Below are 18,167 nucleotides of genomic sequence, written 5' to 3'. Positions count from 1 at the left end.
TTACCATTGAATACACCACTCATCATTTATACTGAAAAAATCACGCCGAGAATCGACTATATTTTCAATTTTATTTTTCGAACATTTGGTGGGATTTCCTTTCAATACATTCATGATTTAAAGGAATTTAAAACGATGACTATTCCTAAAATTAATTTCTCGAATCACCAGATTGTGGATGAGATTAATTTTAGAGTCGATGATATTTTATTGGAAAATGGAATTAATCAAGCCATTGATTATTATTCCTTGCAACCGATTGGGCAATGCTTTTATTGGTTATCACGATATGAAGAATACGTTGCCAATCCACAACAATTTGATCAGCACAACCGATTTTTAGGTTCTGAATTGGATTATTCGCAGCCCATTGTCGATCAAATTTGTTATGAAATACAAAAGCAAATTCAAACGAAATATCCTGATTTTAAATTCAAAAAAAGAAGCTTTAAACAAATTAATACCCACGATGTAGATTTCGCGTGGAAATACAAATATCATTCGCCTCAAATCATCTTAGGTTCGCTAGTCAAAAAGATGTTAAAAGGAGAGTTCAAACTTCTCAAGCAACAGATTCAAGTGCTGATAGGGAAAAGAAACGATCCGTATGATCAGTATGAATATTACCGCACCTTATCGCATCAACATGGGGTAGAAAGTATTTTTTTCTGGTTATTGGGAAACTACAATGAATTCGACAAAAATCATTCGCATCATAATGTGAAACAAAAAAAACTCATCCAAAAGATTTCTTCTTGGGCAGAAATTGGAATACATCCTTCCTATCACTCCAATTTCAATACGGATTCGTTAACACTAGAAATCAAACGATTAGAAAATATATTGGACCGTCCGATCCGAAAGTCTCGTCAACATTTTATTAAATTGAACTTTCCACACACTTATCAACAATTGTTGAAAAATGGAATTCAAGAAGATTACACGATGGGATTTGCGCATACCATTGGGTTTAGAGCAGGAACAGTAACACCTTTTCAATGGTTTGATTTGCCGAATAATCAACAAACGTTATTAACAATCTATCCTTTTGTTGCAATGGATGTTACATTGAAAAATTATTTGAATTTATCTCCTGAAGAAGCAATAATAGAATTGCAACAACTGAAACAAAAAATTAAAAATGTTAATGGTAACTTTATCACGTTGTTTCATCAGTCTAATTTAACAGACGAATGGAAACCCTGGAGAAAAGTTTACGAAAGCTTGTTTGATGATTAAACGAATTACACGACAACAATTGGATGTATCGAAATACAACGCTTGCCTACAAGGCGCTGTAAATTATCGTATCTATGCGGAAAGTTGGTATTTGGATACGGTTGCTAATATGCAATGGGATTGTTTGGTACTAAATGATTATGAAGCCGTAATGCCGTTACCTTTTCAGAAAAAATTTGGAATTAAAATTATTTGCCAGCCATTATATTGTCAACAGTTGGGCGTGTTTTATCACTCTAAATTAAAGGATAATGTATTTGATTTATTCTTGCGAAAACTTAAATATACGATTGTAAGAAGTTATCATTTTAATGAAGACAACACCTTGGATTATCATCTAAAAGGAGAAAAAAGTACCAATCAAATTATTGATTTATCTCGTTCGGAAGATATAGTTTATGATAAAAAAACGTTGAAAAACTGTAAATCGTTCCAGAATAAAAAGGTGGAAATCCACAGTAATCAATCCATTGACGAGGTTATTGCATTTAAGAGAACAAACAGCGAACATTCTGCTAATCTTTATCTGCTTGAAAAGTTACTGAAGACTTTAGAACACCATGATCGTTTAGCCATACATTTTGCTTATCAAGGCGAAAATTTAGGTTACTCGTGTTATATTCTTTCTAAAAATAGAATTATTTATATTAATTCTGCATCCTCTATAAAAGGTAAAAAATATAGTGTTTCGACAGGATTATTAAATTATATGATTTCCGAAAATACCAATCAGAATCTAATATTTGATTTTGAAGGCTCGAATATCGAAGGAATTTCCAATTTCTTTAAGGGATTTGGAACAACAAAGGTATATTATACGAAGTATAAAAATTTATGGATTTAGATCATTTAACCATTTCTCGTGTCCAGAAAAAAGAACTTGAATCTTTCTTTACTTCAGCGTTTTATCAATTGCTGAAGCATATTCCTTTAACGGAATTACGGTTAAAATCTTATCAAAACAATCCATTTGCCGATGCCGAAGATTATATTTTATATTACATCGCCTATCAAGGTCAGATTATAAGTTATCGTACTTTATTATTTGATGAGATGCTTCCTGGACAAAAAGTGGTGTGGTCGAGCGGAAGTTGGACCGATGCTAATTATCGTCAAAAAGGACTTTCGAAAAAGCTATTAAAAGCTGTGGAAGCCGATTATCCTCAACAATCTATAATCTATACCCAGAGTATAGCTTCTAAAAAATTATACGATCGCACCGAATCTTTTCATGCGATAATTGATCGCGAATCAAAAGAGTTACATTATGATTTAAGTATTTTAGAGAGGAAACTTCCTTCTTCTTTGGTGAAAATAATGAATGGTTTGATTCCTCAAAAGAAACGAAAATTACCATTTAAATCGAAGTTCGAAAAATACAGTGTGGGGCAACAGAACATTTCCGATTTTTTAAACGCTAAAAGTCACAATAAAATATTTTCGCTTACTCAACCAAAGTTAGATTGGATTCTGAGTTATCCTTGGATTGGACAAAATACATATATAAAAGAAGGTCAAATGTATGATTTTAGTTTAGAGGATTCTACCTTTCAGTCCGATTGTTATCTATCTCACACCCATCAAAAAATCAATGCATTAATGGTGAGGAATATTAGAAGAAATGCTTATTATTTGCATTATGCCTTTTATGAAAATAATGAACAAGCCAAAGAAATCGCTCAATTTATAGTGAATGAAATGATCGAAAACCAACTTACTGTATTGATAATTCGAGATTCGACGATTTTAAAATGGGTAAAAAAATATCATAAGCCCTTGTTTATTAAACCTTATAAAAATTTTATGTTTGTTTCCGATGCACTTTATCAACAGGTAATAAACAATAAATTTCAGCACGGAATTGGTGAACTAATTTTTACATAATAATGATTTTCCAAAGAAATATTTTTCCATTTTATCACACGGTTTCAGATCAAAACCTACCGCATATTTCTAATCTTTATCGTTTAAAATCGGTAGATCAATTTCAGCGTGAGTTGGATTTTTTTCAGAAATATTATCAAGATATTGCGCTTACTGATTTGATCACATTATCGAATGAAGGAAAGGCGGACAATCATAATTTTTTTCATCTGAGTTTTGATGATGGATTAAAGGAAAATGCAGGTTTAATTGCAGAAATATTAATGGAAAGAAAATTAAATGCCACTTTCTTTCTAAATCCAAATTTTATCGGAAATCAAGAAATATTTTATCGATATAAAATTGCACTGATTATTGAGAAATCAAAAGATAAAACCTTCATTAATACTTTATTGCAACTTAATATTCATGATACGGAGTATATCGATCAATTGATTAAAGAATATAAAATTGATGTAAGTCGTTTTGATTTGTATATGAATGAGGATGATATTTCTTATCTAATTAAAAATGGTTTTACAATTGGTGCACACTCACTTACCCACCCCTATTACAAACATATTTCCTTAGAAGAACAAATTCTACAAACCAATAAAAGTATCGATATTATTCAAGAAAAATTCAATTTACCTTATCGTGTATTTTCTTTTCCTTTTACAGACGATGGTACAACGAGGGAATTATTCGAACATATAAAAGCCGATCTCACTTTTGGTACAGCCGGAATTAAAGATGATGAAATTCCGACTCATTTCCAACGTATTCCGATGGACGAGTGCACAGAAAAACCTAATTGGTTTATTTACAAGAATTTAGTATCTTATCGTTTGAAAAAAATGTTAGGTAAAAATATTGTAACCCATGGCTAAAATAATTTCTGTTCCGATCTTCACTTACATCCTTTTATTGATTGTTAGTTGTACCACACAACCCATTGGAATTACACATCCCAACCCGAACAATGAGGTTTCGATTCCAGTACAAAAAACAACATCAAATCAACTTTCGACAATCGAAGATTTTAAGATTACAAATGATTTATCACCAATTACGCTTAATGTAAATGTTATTATTTTAAAACGAGATAAAACATCGAAATCTAATTTTGACTTGAGCGATCCTGAAGAAAAGAAATTATTAGAAGATTATTTTGAACGTACCAATACCTCATGGTCCAAATTTTATCAGCCCGATAATTTAACGGGATGCTACACTGGAACCGACTTTTATCCCGATTCTAAAATCCGTTTTAAATACTATTATCACGAAATTATAGACCCTAAAGCGTGGGATTTTAGAACCAGTGGAGGAGATTTGGAATTAAAAAAATACAGTAATGTTTTGCCAGCAAAAAACTGGTATTTAACCTATTTGGATCAGCAAATTTATAATGACCCAAAATTTAAAAAAGGGATTAATGTTTACCTGCCTGTGGACGGAAGAGAATTTGATACATACTTAAAAAACAAATCGAAGAATTATAAACTGAATAATATCCAGGCTGCTCAATTACCTTCAACAGTCGATTTAAAAGCAACTTCGAGTATTTTTGCTCCCAATAGATATTTAAAATATTTAATGCATCGTTACCAATCTACGATTGAGAATAATACAACTTGGGAAAAGACGAGAGAATGGCATATTGGGGATGCTGTAGGTTTAGCACACGAATTAGGGCATACCTTAGGATTAACCCATTCGAACACTTATCATGGGGCTAACCAGTGTCAATATTCGTTATTATCACAGAATTGGCAACATGCTCGCAATTATTTACAGCCTACTGAAATAATAAAAGCGCATAAAAATTTACGTGAAAGCAATCTGATACAGTTTGTGACAGAGGATTCATTCTTAGGAAACACGTTTAAAATAAATGCCAATACCAACTGGACCAAAACTCAACGTTTTTATTCGAATTTAGAGCTATTGGATAATATAGATCTTCGTATTTCCGAACCAATTATTATAGCGCCCCAAGCCCAAATTACATTGGGTAATAATGCGAAAATCATCTTGGAAAAGAATGGAAAAATAGTCTATCCGAACGGAAAAGAATTTACGCATTACATCAATAAGAAAAGTAATTCGATTCAACACAATTAAACTAAAGGCTTGTCGGAAAGTTGATGGAGGTAGCGATAAAATAATGATGCCGAGTAAAATCCCATACTGATAAAGGTAAGCGACAATGCTAATGCTGCGCCTATTATTCCGAATTGGGTGATAAGCACCCATCCTAATACAGACATCACTCCAATGGATAAAGCAGCCACCCGGGAGTTTTTGTGTGCCAATCCAACTGCCGAAAGTAGATTTCCGTACAAGTTTCGGAAACACATATTAAATGCAATTGCAATTAATATCACATAAAAGATCCAACCTTGTTGTTGATATTCGGGTCCAAATACAAAAGGAATAATCCAATCCTTTAATAGAAATCCAACAATCAACATCATGGTTACTAACGGAATAAAAAGTTTATAATAATTACGAATATAAAATTGTAAATACGCTTTATCCCTCGCATTTTCTACCAATTTGGGATAATCGGTTTGCATAAAAATCATGGGAATAAACATCAAATTCATGGGTAGAATTATCGCCACTTTATATTGTGCCACGGCAGATTCATTTAATAACAATCCAATTAAAAATACATCAATCATAAATAAAAATTCAGATAGAAAATATGTTGCTGAGGAATTGATAGAAAACTTCCAAAACGATTTGATATCAAGGGATGGAATGGATTTGGGAATGGTAGAAACAAACGATCTATTAATAAAGAATAGCGCAAGCCAAGGGGTAATTGCTAAACCAATTAAATAACCGTACGTCCCAAATCCGTAGGTTAAAGCAAGGGCTAAAATTAATCCTACACCATTGATAAGCATCGAAATTTTAGCGAAAAAATCATTCCGATTAAGGATTCGATAATAGTTTAAAATAAAGGAATAGAAATAATATCCTAACATACGAAACCCAAAAAATCCGATAATTATCCAAATATTGAAATACTTAAATTCGTAAAACAAAGCGCAGAATATAAAAAGGATGAATAAGATGAGATGTCTTTTAAACCCTTCTTTAAAAATATATTGAGCTAACTTTTGTTTCGATTCCAGTTCTTTTTCCAACGCGCCATATCGAAGTAAGCCTTGCACTGTTCCAAACCCATTTAAGGTGATAAAAACGCCAAATAAGGAAGCAATTAAAGTGATTAATCCATAATCTTCTGGAGAAATTAATCGTACCACAAAAATAGTATTAATTAATCCTACCACTTTTTCGGTTAAGATGGATAGGAAAACCAACAATCCTTTGTTTTGGTAAAAATCTTTTAGAAACCGAATTAAACCCTCCATTAAAAATAATGTTTAAAATTAGATAAAACAGTTAATACCGCAGCTTTTTCATTAAATGAACCCTGCGTAAATTGCTGAATCAAATCGGCTTTAAGTTGGGGAAGAGCGACACGATCTATATTTTCAGTAAAATAATCATTCACTTCCTGTTGCAGTTTTATATTCTGTTGAAAATAATATTCGTACGCCGTCATATTTCCTCTTTCTCTATTTTTCTTCAACTTCGAATTCCAAATACGAAAAGCACGTTTTACAACCTTATCTCCAATAAATGTATTGAAGTGAGAAGTTGGTTTTAACAATGTTCTTTCCCACATATATTGTGTTGCTTCTTTTTGATGCGCCTTAATCCAATCGATATAAATTTTTTGTTGATATTTCCATTCTTCAGGCAAACTCTGAGCAAATCGAATCAATTCCGAATACATAAAAGGGGACGTTTGATAAGAAGACAAACTCTCCGCCATATAAGATCCTATTACGGCACGATTATACCCTACGTTCCGAGTCAAGAAGATTTCTTCGCGATCATAACGTTGGATAATTTTATCAAATTCAGATTGCATTCGGGAGAACATTCGCGGCATTACAACAATCTTTTCGGAGGTTGGTGGATGTGGAAAAGGATGTTTATTAAATGAACCTAAAATTCCATCCCCCAATTGTCCACTATGAATCAATCCAAATCGATTGCGCTTTATATTTTTATAGGCAAAATTGGTATGAGCTGCTCCCGAATAACTGATTAATCCCTGTGAATTTTTAAATATATCATCTACAGCCGTAATATATTCTCCCCCATTAAGTGGAACGAAATGAAATGGAGTTTCATACGCTTTTGCAATTTTTTCAGCAATTACCTCATCCCAATATCCTTTCTGAGAAAAACAAAAAGCTTCTTCTATCGCATAACCCTGTCGCTTCGCATTTATAAAAGTCATACGCGAATCTAAACCTCCACTTAACAAAGCAAAGGAAGGTAAATGCAATTCAAGATCTTTATCAAATTCTAATTTCGTCGCTTCTATAAAAATTTCATTAATTCTATGAAGTGCTTCTTCTTTTGTTCCTTGAAAAGAAGGAAGTGGCTGATGATAAGAGTGAATCTCCAATTGATTTGATGTGATATCAAGTTGTAAGATTTCTGCATCACATAACTTTTTAATTTGTTGAATAGGGGTATGATTCTCCAACGTATTGCCACAAACTAAAAGCGAATACATCGCAAATTCATCAACAGTATAAGGGATATGATTGGCTTTTAATGTCTTTACCAAACGAGGCAAATCGGTATCGATAATCACTTCATTTTCTGAAGCATAATAAAAACATTTTCGGGTCCCTGTAAAATTTGTAAATACAGATAATTTTTTTTGCTGTTGATCAAAAATATATCCTACAATTTCGCCCTCCAATTGCTTTATCGCATCCAACGGATGAGTTTGATAAAGGTATTGTAGATAGTGTTGTGTTGGAGGTGTATTTTTTTCGATTTGTTTTTTATTAAGCAAAACCCCTTCTATTCCAAAGGATAAATCTTCATCTTCAAAAACATCATTATCAAAATGATGGGATTGAATTAACGATTGAATTTTTACGCTCCCTTTTTTTACATGTATTTGAAAACCTTTCATTGGAATAGTTGCTTATAAATTTGATGAAATTGTTGTGCGATGGCTGGTGTCGAAAAATGATTTTTTGCGTAATGATTCATTTCTTTCGCGTCTGCAAAAGAATGCCCTTCGATTACTTGCTTCATTGCTTGATATAATTGATCTTCATTCTCAGATTCAATTAATATCCCATAATCCTCGGGTAAATATTCCTTAATCCCTCCCACGTCCGTGGCTATAATGGGCAAACCACAAGCGAATGACTCTGCTTGTACACAAGGTTGATTTTCGAATCGACTGAATAAAACAAAGCAAGTTGCTGCGCTCATTTTCTCATTCACCTCATCATGTTTCAATCGGCCAAATGGTATAATCCAATTCTCTAACTGATGCAATTGTATAAATTTTAGAATGGGATTCAAATCACCATTCCCACCCATATGAAATTCAAATTCATAGCCATGATCCACCAATTTCTTAGCGACACGTAACATTCCAGAAATATTTTTATGCTCGTCCCCTAAATGAGACAAGTGGAGAAAACGAGTTGTATGAAAATCTTTTGTTGAAGAGAGTTTAAACTGATTTAAATCCACTACATTGGGCACCACCTGATAGGTAATCGATGGTTGAATTTGTTGCAACGATTTCCCTAAATGATCCGATACAGGAACAATTGTATCCATATGTTCTAATATTCTTCGTATTGTGATTTGTTTATATCGCGCTAATTCCTTGAATTTATTATGATGTAAATGAGTCCAATGTTCGGTTAAAACCACAGGAACTTTAAATTTTGATTTTAAATATAATGCGATTATTCCGGCAGGAAAAACAACATTCAAATGAATCAAATCAAAGGATTTGACCTGCTGAATCCCCACTAAAAAACCTTGCAAGAGATAAAAAAAATTAAATGGCCGAAAAAGGGAAGGTTTCACGTACACGATAATTTCTTTTACTCCTTGAATACTACGTTGTTCGATTTCAAATTTTGCCGTTTTTAATCGGGGATCTTTAATTGCATGTACCACTGTCACATCATGCAATGTGGCTACTGCTTGGGCATGCCGCTGTATAAAATCGCCATTATCCAACGAATTTCTTTGAGGATACCAAGAAGCAAGAAATAAAATATGTTTACGATGAGATTGCACGCGTTTTCATGAGTTTAAGTTCCCTTAATACAAAATACAACTGAATTAAATATCCTATACCGGCCAATACCGAATACACATATAACGTCATTAGCATATCTTTTCGTGCACCACCGATTAAAACGGATAAGATTGTAATCAATACCAGATAAATATTAAAATATAAAGCATAATGATTTTTGCGAATCACCACAACAATTTGCGAAATGGGGTTCATAGCAGAACGGCATAAAATCCAAAATGATAGTATGAAGACATAAATATGCAATCCTTCCCAATCTTTTCCGAGAATCCATTCCAGAATGTACACACCAATAACATTCATTCCCAATAAAAAAGCACCGATTGCACCTACATTGTACAAGATAATACGTAGGGATAAATCGAATAGTTGTTCTGGATTATGGTTCATCATACTCGCCGATTTTTGAAAGAAAACTTTCGACATGGCATTGGATAGAATCAAAAGCGGAGTTACTAACATTTTTGCCGACATCGCAAAAAAGGCCACTTCGATCTTCGTGAAATAGAACACAATTAATATCGGCATCAAGTTATTCGCAATAGCATTTAACGAATCTGATGGTAAGGTATATTTAACGATTTCTTTATTTTTTTCAATTGTACTTTTCAGTAAGGCATACTTGGGTCTTTTTAGGCGCCCTTTGGTTATCGTAAAGAAATATACACACGAAATAATCGTCCCGATAATTGTTCCATAAATCAATCCATTCTCCTTATAATTCAGAAAAAAGAATATAAATTGACAAGCGACTGAAACCAATGCGTTTAACACAAATCCTTTGGAAATGATATTAAACAATTGATACTTGGTAAATAATGAGGTCTGTAAATTATACCAAGCCGTAAACAATCCGGCAATTGAACTTAATAAAACAACCCATAGTGAAGTTCGTAATGAAAAAATCTCATCGGCGACAGCATAACCTATGAAAAAGATAAATGTAGCTACTGTTGTAATGACCAATAAAGCCGAAAAAAGATTTCGGATCGCTTTTGTTGATTTAGAGATGACAAAAATATTCTCCAATCGAAAAGTCGTTAAAATGGATAAAATGGCAACAAAACTTAAAAATACATTGTAGGTTCCGTTATGTTCAGGACCATACCATCTTCCCAAGACAAAACCACCCAATATCATAATCAATTGAGCTACCGTGTTTCCGGCCATTAACGAAAGTACACCTTTGGCATTCTTTGTTTTGAATTTTTCAAGTCGCTTCTTCAAACTTCCAATTTCTTAATCACAAATCTACATCATAATCATTAACTTTGCGCTTATGAACACAATAAAACACGTCTTTTTTGACCTAGACAATACCCTTTGGGATTTCCGTAAAAATGCACGTTTTGCACTCGCCGAATTATATATAAAATACGATGTGGAAAACCGTTATGGTTTTACCTTCGATGAATTTCACCCCCACTACCACGAAAGCAACGAAAGCCTATGGGCCTTGATTCGTGACAAAAAAATTACTAAAGAGGAATTACGCGCGCGTCGTTTTAAAGAAGCCTTTGACAACTTAGGAATTGATAATGATGCATTAGCCCGTATTTTTGAAGATGAGTACATGGAAACCATTACCAACTATAATGAAGTGGTGGATGGAGCGATGGAATTATTGGATTATTTAAAACCGAAATATAAACTACACATCATCACGAATGGATTTATCGAAGTTTCGAAACGTAAGATTGAAACTTCTGATTTAAATGGTTATTTTGATACGGTAACGTATGCGGATGAAATTAAAATCTTAAAACCAGACCCTCGTATTTTTGATTTAGCCATTCATAAATCTGGGGCTAAAAAAGAAGAATCTATTTATATCGGTGACGATTGGATTGCAGATGCTGTAGGTGCCAAAGCCTATGGAATGTCAGCCATTTTCTTTGATCGTTTAGACGACAATTTTGAAATGGATGGTGTTCCAACCATCAAACATTTGGATGAAGTAAGAAACTATTTATAAAAGCAAAAAGCTGAAGAATAATCTTCAGCTTTTTTTATTTTATTTCGTTCTTCCTTTAAAATCTTCCATCGAATCATAAATTCCGAAAATATCTCCCATCACAAAATCATAAATCTTATTCGGCATCAACGCTTGAGCTGTTCGTATAAACCAATAAGGTAACGGCAATGGTGTTCTGAATTTTCCTTTTTCGATATTCGAGATAATTTTAGTGGCTACTTTCTCTGGATCTAAAATCGGAACTACTCGCGATTTTACCCCATCAAACATACCAGTATTGATATAAAAAGGCATTACACAATTGATGATAACATTCTTTTGCTGTTGTTTCATCTCCAACCATAAGGTTTCCGAAAAACCAACTACAGCCCATTTACTGGCTACATAAGCAGCCATTTTTGGTGTAGACGTTAATCCCGCCATCGAAGCTATATTACAAATCACCCCTTCGTTACGAGCAACCATATCCGGCATAAAGGCATTGGCTAACAACATCACGGCAATCGTATTGATATCCATCGTGTAATTGATATCATTCACCGTATGATCGGTATAATATTTCCCTACAATAACTCCAGCATTGTTAATCAACACATCGATTTTTGGGAGATCTGCTTTTACTTTTTCGATGACCGCTAAGACTTGGTCTTGTTGCGATAAATCGACTTGGTAGGTATGAATCGTTTTTCCAAAATGGGCAAATTCTTGTTTGACCTGTTGAATGCCTTCTAAATTATAATCCAACATGACCACTTCTTTTGCACCTTTTTCCAGTACTTTACGGCTCATTATTTTTCCGATTCCAGTAGCAGAACCGGTAATCAAAACAATTTTGTCTTTAAAATTATATTTCATTTTTTTGTGAGTTTCAGTTTTGCACGAGGTTAATGCAATGGGGTTTTAGAAATAACAATTCCATCTTCGTCTGAATACAGATATTCACCCGGATAGAATGTTACATTCGCAAATGTAATCGGAATATTGATTTCTCCAACTTCTTGTTTTCCACTTTTTATTGGATTCGTATACAATGCTTTTACCCCAATAGCAATTCGACCAATTGCCTCACTGTCGCGGATACAACCGTTGATAATAATACCCGCCCATTCATTGTCATACGCCAATTGTGCAATATTATCCCCAGTTAAAGCGCATTTCTTCGATGCTTCCCCATCAACCACCAATACTTTACCTTTTCCATTTTCGGATAACGTGGCACGAACCAACGGATTATTATCCAAGCATTTAATGGTGACAATTTCGCCGTGAAATGCTTTCTTTCCACCATAATTATTGAAACCTATGGGCAGAGCAACTTTTAACTCATCGATGTAATCATCGCATAAATCAGCTGTTTTAATGTTTTTCATTTGAATAGTTTTTTGTGATAAATTAATTTAACAATAAAATTTAATTTATTCCATTATTTTTGAAAGAGATAACAATTTAAATATGTCAATCAACCAACTTCAATTTCCTTTAGATTTTAAATTCCATATCGCTACCATTTCCAATGATTTCTCAGTTACCGATGCTACAGGACAATCTGTTTTTTATGTCAGAGAAAAAATGTTTACATGGCGCGATCGCATTAAAGTATATTCAGATTCAAAACAAACAGCATTACTTTACGAATTAACATCCAACAAACTCATCGACTTTCAGCAAACTTTTACGATTACCGACCGCAATGGAAAGGTTGTCGGAAAAGCACGTCGCAAAACCTTAAAATCATTTTGGACCGCAACATTTCATATTTATGATGCCAATGATCAACATATGTTCACCATCAAAGAACGAAGTGGATTGGTACGTATGTTAGATGGAATGGTTGGAGAAATTCCTATTCTTGGCTTCTTTTCTGGTTATGTTTTTAATCCAAAATATGCTTTAAGTGATTTGTCAGGAAAAGAATTAATGGAAATTTCTAAAGAACCTTCATTTTTTGGAAGAAAATTTAAATTAGAAAAACTTGCTGATACAGAAGGAAATGACGAATTATTTATCCTAAGTTATATGATGCTTTTAATCGCTGACCGAAATAGAGGATAAAAAAAATGTAAATTTTATTTGGTGAATTAAAAATTCACCCTATATTTGCAGTCCAAAATAAGAACAACGGTTTCTTATTCAGAATGGCGTCGTGGCGCAACTGAATAGCGCACTTGATTACGGCTCAAGAGGTTGCAGGTTTGAATCCTGCCGACGTCACAATGAAAATCCTATCGAAATTCGATAGGATTTTTTTTTATTCTTGTGATTCATGTTGATAAATTTCATGGAAAGCTTCTAATTTCCTTTCTTTTTTTTGGAGTACTAAAAAGTATATGCAATTGATAAACCATGTAATCCAAAACAAATAGAAGCCCATATGGAAACTTGTACTCATTAATCGATGCGAAGTCTCCGTAAAATCAATAAATGTGAGATATAAACCGATAATTCCCACCACAATTAAAATTAACGGCAATATTTTTCGCATAAGTACAGCAGTTTGTTTGAAATGGAAATAGTACATCAAACCAAATATGACCATTTGCACGACAAACAGCATGAGTGCAGTTTGCCACCACGATTTTAATATCGTGTATTCATCATATAAAAAAGTTATTCCAACTTTTCCGATAAAAGACATCTTAGAAATAAGTACTCCAGAGATGATAGAAAATAAGGCAAGGATTAACAGAAGAATAAATCTATTTTTCATACGCTTTAGGTTTTGGTATTTATGAAGTTACAAAAGTAATTCCAAAAAAAAAGCCCTTTCCGAAGAAAGAGCTTTTCAATATGATGATCAATTCAATTAGAATTCAATTTGTTCGAAGCGCATTAATTCACGGAAGTCGTTTAAACGAGCATTTAAAGCGTCAACATCTAAGTTTTGTAAAGATTCAGTACCGAATTTTTCACATGTCACAGATGCTAATGCCGATCCGAAGATAATCGCACGTTTCATGTTCTCGAAAGAGAAATCATTCGTTTTTGCTAAGTATCCAGAGAATCCTCCTGCGAAAGTATCTCCTGCTCCTGTTGGATCGAAAACTTCTTCCATTGGTAATGCTGGTGCATAGAAAACTTGATCTCCTTGGAATAATAAAGCTCCGTGCTCTCCTTTCTTAATGATCACCGTTTTTGGTCCCATTTCAGCGATTTTACGAGCTGCTTTACGTAAGCTGTATTCACCTGACATTTGGCGCGCTTCTTCGTCGTTAATCGAAATTACATCAACATTTTTGATGACTGCCATTAACTCTTCCCAAGCACAATCCATCCAGAAGTTCATTGTATCTAAAACAACTAATTTTGGACGATTTTCCATTTGCTCTAAAACTCCTGCTTGTACTAATGGATGTAAGTTTCCTAACATTAATACGTCAGCGTTTTTCCAGTTTTGAGGAACGACTGGATTGAACGTTTCTAATACATTTAACTCAGTTGTTAACGTATCACGTGTATTTAAATCGTTGTGGTATTTACCTTCCCAAAAGAAAGTTTTACCATCAGCTACAATTTCTAAACCTGCTAAATCAACATTTTTCGATTTTAATAAATCGATGTATTCTTGAGGGAAATCTCCACCAACTACAGAAACTAATCCTGTTTCAACTCCTAATAATGAAGAAGCCATACTGATGTATGTTGCTGCTCCACCTAAGATTTTATCTGTTTTCCCGAATGGTGATTCTAATTTATCGAAGGCAACTGTACCTACTGTTAATAAACTCATTTTATCTTGTAAATTAAATAGTTTGCAAATATATTAAGTAATTTTCAGATTATAAAGCATTTACCAAATCCGCAAAAGCTACTTCGGATTGCTCTCCCGTAACCATATCTTTTACGGTTGCTTTTTGCTCTTGGATTTCTTTTTCGCCTAATAAAATGACTTTCTTAATTCCTTTTTTGTCCGCGTACCCCATCTGCTTTTTCATTTTTGCATCATCGGGATACACTTCTGTATTAATCCCTTGTAAACGCAATTGTTTCACCAATTTCATCGCTTCAGCCGCCTCTTTGTTTCCAAAGTTGATGAATAACGCTTGAATATTCGTTGAATCTTCTAACGCAGGGAATAAATTATTATCTTCTAATACTAAGTAGATACGGTCTAATCCAAAAGAGATTCCAACTCCTGAAATATCTTTTAAACCAAAAATTCCTGTTAAATCGTCGTAACGACCACCTCCACCAATCGATGAAGTAAATTCTCCAATCTTCGCTTTCACTTCGTAGATCGCTCCTGTATAGTAATCTAAACCACGCGCTAACGTTAAATTTAAGATTAAATCTGCTGATTGTAAACCGATATTTTCCGTTTGTTCAAAAACAAATTCTAATTCTTCGATTCCTTTTAACCCCGTTTCAGATGTTGCTAAAATCTCTTTTAATTGAGCAAATTGTGATTTGTAATCACCATTCATCGCGAATAAGGGAGATAAAATCGTAATGGCTTCTTCTGAAATTCCTTTTCCGCGCATTTCCTCTTTTACCGCTTCTTCCCCAATTTTATCCAACTTATCTAAAGCCACCGTAAAATCAATTAATTGAGCCGAAATATCTGCCACTTCCGCTAAACCTGATAAGATTTTACGGTTGTTGATGTGAATTTCAACTGGCGCATTTAATTGGGTAAAAACGGAATCATATAATTGCACGAAATCCACTTCTTGTAATAACGAATTCGATCCAACCACATCGGCATCACATTGGTAAAACTCACGGAAACGACCTTTTTGAGGACGGTCTGCACGCCATACGGGTTGAATTTGGTAACGTTTAAATGGGAATGTGATTTCGTTTTGGTGTTGCACCACGTAACGAGCAAAAGGCACCGTTAAATCGTAACGTAATGCTTTCTCCGAAATATGAGGAATTACTTTTTGACTGTTTCTGTCCGCTAATAATTGTTCGTCTACTTTTCCTAAATAATCTCCAGAATTTAGAATCTTAAAGATTAAACGATCGCCTTCTTCTCCGTATTTACCTGTTAAAGTCGATAAATTTTCGAATGAAGGAGTTTCGATGGGTGAGAAACCAAATAAAACAAATTGCTTCTTAATGGTATTGATAATATATTGACGGCGATTCACTTCTAAAGGAGAAAAATCTCTTGTTCCTTTTGGAATCGATGGTTTTTGAACTGCCATTTCTTAATGTATTCTGTATTAAAGGTGCAAAAATACATCATTTTACTGATTTAAAAGACAACTTTTTACCACTTAACGTTTCGTTATTTCAGGATTCAAACGGATAGGGTTTCTTTTTCACGAATTTTCAAATAAAATTAACACACCATTCATTATCAATTATTTAAATTTAATAAAAAACTTTTGCATGAAAAATATCCCTCGCCGAGTAGTCACAGGAATAAAGAATGGTCAATCGGTCATCGTAGAAGATCAAATCGCCCAAAATGTCGTCGACCATTTCCATGGGCTATACATCTCTGATTTATGGAATACCTCTCAAATGCCAGCCAGTTTAGAAGATGAAGTGGAAATTCCGAATACAGGAATTCCTCAAACACCTAAAAATGGGACCTATTTACGATATGTTTGTATTCCTCCCGATAAAGAACTGGGGATTGAAGAAGAAATTGGCCATCCTCATCCCTTAATGCATCAAACCCAAACATTGGATTATGTGGTTATTCTGTCCGGTGAAATATATCTTGTGATGGAAGAAGGTGAAACATTATTGCAAGCGGGAGATGTAGTGATTCAACGAGGTACAAATCATGCGTGGAGTAACCGATCAAATGAAAATTGCATTCAACTTGCAGTATTGATTGACGCCTCCAATGATGAGAAAATGTTGTAATTTTGCATCATGTATTTAAAAGAACTTAAAGCACGCCAATTCAAAAATTTTGATGAGAAAGATTTAGAATTTTCACCAAAAATTAATGCATTTGTAGGACAAAATGGAAAAGGAAAAACCAATATTTTGGATGCCATCCATTACTTGGCTTTAAGTAAATCCTATTTGAATCATTCGGATGCGATGAACATCCAATTTGAGTGTGATTATTTTACCTTAGAAGGTATTTTTGAGAAAAATGAGAAGGAAGACATTATCTTCTGTTTGGTTCGCTCAGGTCAAGCCAAACAACTCAAACGCAATTCAAAAGCATACGATCGTATTTCGGAACACATCGGACAATATCCTTTGGTGATGATTTCGCCTTATGACAGTGATCTAATCAAAGAAGGGAGCGAGGTCCGTCGCAAATTCTTAGACAACATCATTTCCCAATCCAACAAACATTATTTAGCGGATTTAATGCGCTATAATAAAGTGTTGGTTCAACGCAATACTCTATTAAAATACTTCGCAGCGAATAATACGTTTGATGCCACGACATTAGAGATTTATGATGAAGAATTGATTCATTTAGGAAAAAAAATTCATGAAGTTCGTCAAGCTTTTGTCAAAGAATTTTTAGAAGCTTTTTTAAAATATTACGATGAAATTTCGGAAGGTCGGGAAAAAGTAAACATCGAATATGTTTCTCAATTAAACAATGCTTCATTTGAAACCGTTTTAAAAGAGGCTTTATGGAAGGATCGTGCGGCACAATATTCCACAGCTGGGATTCATAAAGATGATTTATTGTTTACCATTACAAATTATCCCATTAAAAAATTTGGATCACAAGGCCAACAGAAATCCTATCTTATCGCTTTAAAATTAGCGCAATTGGAAGTTATCAAGGCGGCCCAACACGTTACCCCAATTTTGTTGTTGGATGATATTTTTGATAAATTGGATGAACATCGTGTGACCCAGTTGATCAAATTAGTGAACGAAGAACGATTTGGTCAAATTTTCATTACCGATACACATTCAGACCGTACGGAAAACATCATCAAACAAATCAATGCCGAAAGTAAAGTCTTTCGTTTATAA

General features: G+C 33.8%; 18 protein-coding genes and 1 tRNA gene. 10 read left to right on the top strand and 9 right to left on the bottom strand.

The window, feature by feature from the left end; genetic code table 11:
• The first annotated feature begins 6 nt into the window (after nt 1-6).
• From AC1QSP_RS11295 to AC1QSP_RS11275, 5 genes are read left to right on the top strand one after another with little or no spacing between them, the layout of a single operon-like run.
• Nucleotides 7-1,239 (top strand): polysaccharide deacetylase family protein, encoded by a 1,233-nt coding sequence (locus tag AC1QSP_RS11295; RefSeq protein ID WP_484078777.1) that lies wholly within the window; start codon nt 7-9, stop codon nt 1,237-1,239.
• Nucleotides 1,232-2,083, top strand: coding sequence for a hypothetical protein (locus tag AC1QSP_RS11290; protein ID WP_484078776.1), 852 nt, complete (start codon nt 1,232-1,234; stop codon nt 2,081-2,083). Before AC1QSP_RS11295 ends, AC1QSP_RS11290 begins: the two co-directional genes overlap by 8 nt.
• Entirely contained in the window at nt 2,074-3,123 is a 1,050-nt protein-coding gene (locus tag AC1QSP_RS11285) for a GNAT family N-acetyltransferase (protein ID WP_484078775.1), read from the top strand. Before AC1QSP_RS11290 ends, AC1QSP_RS11285 begins: the two co-directional genes overlap by 10 nt.
• Before the next feature lie 2 nt (nt 3,124-3,125).
• On the top strand, nt 3,126-3,992 hold the full coding sequence (locus AC1QSP_RS11280; protein ID WP_484078774.1) for a polysaccharide deacetylase family protein: 867 nt from the start codon (nt 3,126-3,128) through the stop codon (nt 3,990-3,992).
• Nucleotides 3,985-5,229: a hypothetical protein gene (locus AC1QSP_RS11275; protein ID WP_484078773.1), complete on the top strand. Its 1,245-nt coding sequence runs from the start codon at nt 3,985-3,987 to the stop codon at nt 5,227-5,229. Before AC1QSP_RS11280 ends, AC1QSP_RS11275 begins: the two co-directional genes overlap by 8 nt.
• Here the strand turns inward: AC1QSP_RS11275 and AC1QSP_RS11270 are convergent.
• The 4 genes from AC1QSP_RS11270 to AC1QSP_RS11255 are packed head-to-tail and all read right to left on the bottom strand — an operon-like array spanning nt 5,226 to nt 10,510.
• On the bottom strand, nt 5,226-6,491 hold the full coding sequence (locus tag AC1QSP_RS11270) for an oligosaccharide flippase family protein (RefSeq protein ID WP_484078772.1): 1,266 nt from the start codon (nt 6,489-6,491) through the stop codon (nt 5,226-5,228). The two genes, AC1QSP_RS11275 and AC1QSP_RS11270, sit on opposite strands and share 4 nt — an antisense overlap.
• The gene (locus tag AC1QSP_RS11265; protein ID WP_484078771.1) at nt 6,491-8,125 is read right to left on the bottom strand and encodes an asparagine synthase-related protein; all 1,635 of its coding nucleotides are present in this window, start codon (nt 8,123-8,125) and stop codon (nt 6,491-6,493) included. Before AC1QSP_RS11265 ends, AC1QSP_RS11270 begins: the two co-directional genes overlap by 1 nt.
• On the bottom strand, nt 8,122-9,261 hold the full coding sequence (locus tag AC1QSP_RS11260; RefSeq protein ID WP_484078770.1) for a glycosyltransferase family 4 protein: 1,140 nt from the start codon (nt 9,259-9,261) through the stop codon (nt 8,122-8,124). Before AC1QSP_RS11260 ends, AC1QSP_RS11265 begins: the two co-directional genes overlap by 4 nt.
• On the bottom strand, nt 9,245-10,510 hold the full coding sequence (locus AC1QSP_RS11255) for a lipopolysaccharide biosynthesis protein (protein ID WP_484078769.1): 1,266 nt from the start codon (nt 10,508-10,510) through the stop codon (nt 9,245-9,247). The genes AC1QSP_RS11260 and AC1QSP_RS11255 overlap by 17 nt, the downstream gene beginning before the upstream one ends.
• A 52-nt stretch (nt 10,511-10,562) precedes the next feature.
• On the opposite strand from AC1QSP_RS11255, the gene AC1QSP_RS11250 reads away from it, so the two are divergent.
• A complete protein-coding gene (locus AC1QSP_RS11250; RefSeq protein WP_484078768.1) occupies nt 10,563-11,258 on the top strand; it encodes a YjjG family noncanonical pyrimidine nucleotidase in 696 nt (231 codons plus the stop codon).
• Nucleotides 11,259-11,297: 39 nt separating this feature from the next.
• On the opposite strand, the gene AC1QSP_RS11245 is transcribed toward AC1QSP_RS11250, so the two are convergent.
• Together AC1QSP_RS11245 and rraA are read right to left on the bottom strand one after the other, a co-directional pair.
• Nucleotides 11,298-12,113: an SDR family NAD(P)-dependent oxidoreductase gene (locus AC1QSP_RS11245; RefSeq protein WP_484078767.1), complete on the bottom strand. Its 816-nt coding sequence runs from the start codon at nt 12,111-12,113 to the stop codon at nt 11,298-11,300.
• A gap of 29 nt (nt 12,114-12,142) precedes the next feature.
• A complete protein-coding gene (gene rraA, locus AC1QSP_RS11240; RefSeq protein WP_484078766.1) occupies nt 12,143-12,628 on the bottom strand; it encodes a ribonuclease E activity regulator RraA in 486 nt (161 codons plus the stop codon).
• Nucleotides 12,629-12,710: 82 nt separating this feature from the next.
• On the opposite strand from rraA, the gene AC1QSP_RS11235 reads away from it, so the two are divergent.
• A complete protein-coding gene (locus AC1QSP_RS11235) occupies nt 12,711-13,310 on the top strand; it encodes an LURP-one-related family protein (RefSeq protein ID WP_484078765.1) in 600 nt (199 codons plus the stop codon).
• An 85-nt stretch (nt 13,311-13,395) separates the two neighbouring features.
• Nucleotides 13,396-13,469, top strand: a tRNA-Arg gene (locus tag AC1QSP_RS11230).
• A gap of 37 nt (nt 13,470-13,506) precedes the next feature.
• Here AC1QSP_RS11230 and AC1QSP_RS11225 read toward each other — a convergent pair.
• The 3 genes from AC1QSP_RS11225 to hisS all read right to left on the bottom strand — a co-directional run bounded on the left by AC1QSP_RS11225 (nt 13,507) and on the right by hisS (nt 16,405).
• Entirely contained in the window at nt 13,507-13,965 is a 459-nt protein-coding gene (locus tag AC1QSP_RS11225) for a hypothetical protein (protein ID WP_484078764.1), read from the bottom strand.
• A gap of 96 nt (nt 13,966-14,061) precedes the next feature.
• A complete protein-coding gene (locus tag AC1QSP_RS11220) occupies nt 14,062-14,985 on the bottom strand; it encodes a PfkB family carbohydrate kinase (protein ID WP_484078763.1) in 924 nt (307 codons plus the stop codon).
• Nucleotides 14,986-15,034: 49 nt separating this feature from the next.
• Nucleotides 15,035-16,405, bottom strand: coding sequence for a histidine--tRNA ligase (gene hisS / locus AC1QSP_RS11215; RefSeq protein WP_484078762.1), 1,371 nt, complete (start codon nt 16,403-16,405; stop codon nt 15,035-15,037).
• A 187-nt stretch (nt 16,406-16,592) separates the two neighbouring features.
• Between hisS and AC1QSP_RS11210 the strand changes: the two genes are divergently transcribed.
• Both AC1QSP_RS11210 and recF read left to right on the top strand, forming a co-directional pair.
• A complete protein-coding gene (locus AC1QSP_RS11210; RefSeq protein WP_484078761.1) occupies nt 16,593-17,078 on the top strand; it encodes a cupin domain-containing protein in 486 nt (161 codons plus the stop codon).
• A 9-nt stretch (nt 17,079-17,087) separates the two neighbouring features.
• Nucleotides 17,088-18,167 (top strand): DNA replication/repair protein RecF, encoded by a 1,080-nt coding sequence (gene recF / locus AC1QSP_RS11205; RefSeq protein ID WP_484078760.1) that lies wholly within the window; start codon nt 17,088-17,090, stop codon nt 18,165-18,167.

This window comes from Faecalibacter sp. (assembly GCF_057177045.1).
The sequence above is the reverse complement of the archived record's forward strand: the minus strand, read 5'-3'. Positions and strand labels throughout refer to the sequence as shown.

What these genes read in the sequence shown, in the direction of transcription:
- AC1QSP_RS11225 (WP_484078764.1), bottom strand. Translation starts at nt 13,965, where the DNA reads ATGAAAAATAGATTTATTCTTCTGTTAATCCTTGCCTTATTTTCTATC.
- AC1QSP_RS11275 (WP_484078773.1), top strand. Translation starts at nt 3,985, where the DNA reads ATGGCTAAAATAATTTCTGTTCCGATCTTCACTTACATCCTTTTATTG.
- AC1QSP_RS11285 (WP_484078775.1), top strand. Translation starts at nt 2,074, where the DNA reads ATGGATTTAGATCATTTAACCATTTCTCGTGTCCAGAAAAAAGAACTT.
- AC1QSP_RS11270 (WP_484078772.1), bottom strand. Translation starts at nt 6,491, where the DNA reads ATGGAGGGTTTAATTCGGTTTCTAAAAGATTTTTACCAAAACAAAGGA.
- AC1QSP_RS11280 (WP_484078774.1), top strand. Translation starts at nt 3,126, where the DNA reads ATGATTTTCCAAAGAAATATTTTTCCATTTTATCACACGGTTTCAGAT.
- recF (WP_484078760.1), top strand. Translation starts at nt 17,088, where the DNA reads ATGTATTTAAAAGAACTTAAAGCACGCCAATTCAAAAATTTTGATGAG.
- AC1QSP_RS11210 (WP_484078761.1), top strand. Translation starts at nt 16,593, where the DNA reads ATGAAAAATATCCCTCGCCGAGTAGTCACAGGAATAAAGAATGGTCAA.
- rraA (WP_484078766.1), bottom strand. Translation starts at nt 12,628, where the DNA reads ATGAAAAACATTAAAACAGCTGATTTATGCGATGATTACATCGATGAG.
- AC1QSP_RS11245 (WP_484078767.1), bottom strand. Translation starts at nt 12,113, where the DNA reads ATGAAATATAATTTTAAAGACAAAATTGTTTTGATTACCGGTTCTGCT.
- AC1QSP_RS11220 (WP_484078763.1), bottom strand. Translation starts at nt 14,985, where the DNA reads ATGAGTTTATTAACAGTAGGTACAGTTGCCTTCGATAAATTAGAATCA.
- hisS (WP_484078762.1), bottom strand. Translation starts at nt 16,405, where the DNA reads ATGGCAGTTCAAAAACCATCGATTCCAAAAGGAACAAGAGATTTTTCT.
- AC1QSP_RS11250 (WP_484078768.1), top strand. Translation starts at nt 10,563, where the DNA reads ATGAACACAATAAAACACGTCTTTTTTGACCTAGACAATACCCTTTGG.
- AC1QSP_RS11235 (WP_484078765.1), top strand. Translation starts at nt 12,711, where the DNA reads ATGTCAATCAACCAACTTCAATTTCCTTTAGATTTTAAATTCCATATC.
- AC1QSP_RS11265 (WP_484078771.1), bottom strand. Translation starts at nt 8,125, where the DNA reads ATGAAAGGTTTTCAAATACATGTAAAAAAAGGGAGCGTAAAAATTCAA.
- AC1QSP_RS11290 (WP_484078776.1), top strand. Translation starts at nt 1,232, where the DNA reads ATGATTAAACGAATTACACGACAACAATTGGATGTATCGAAATACAAC.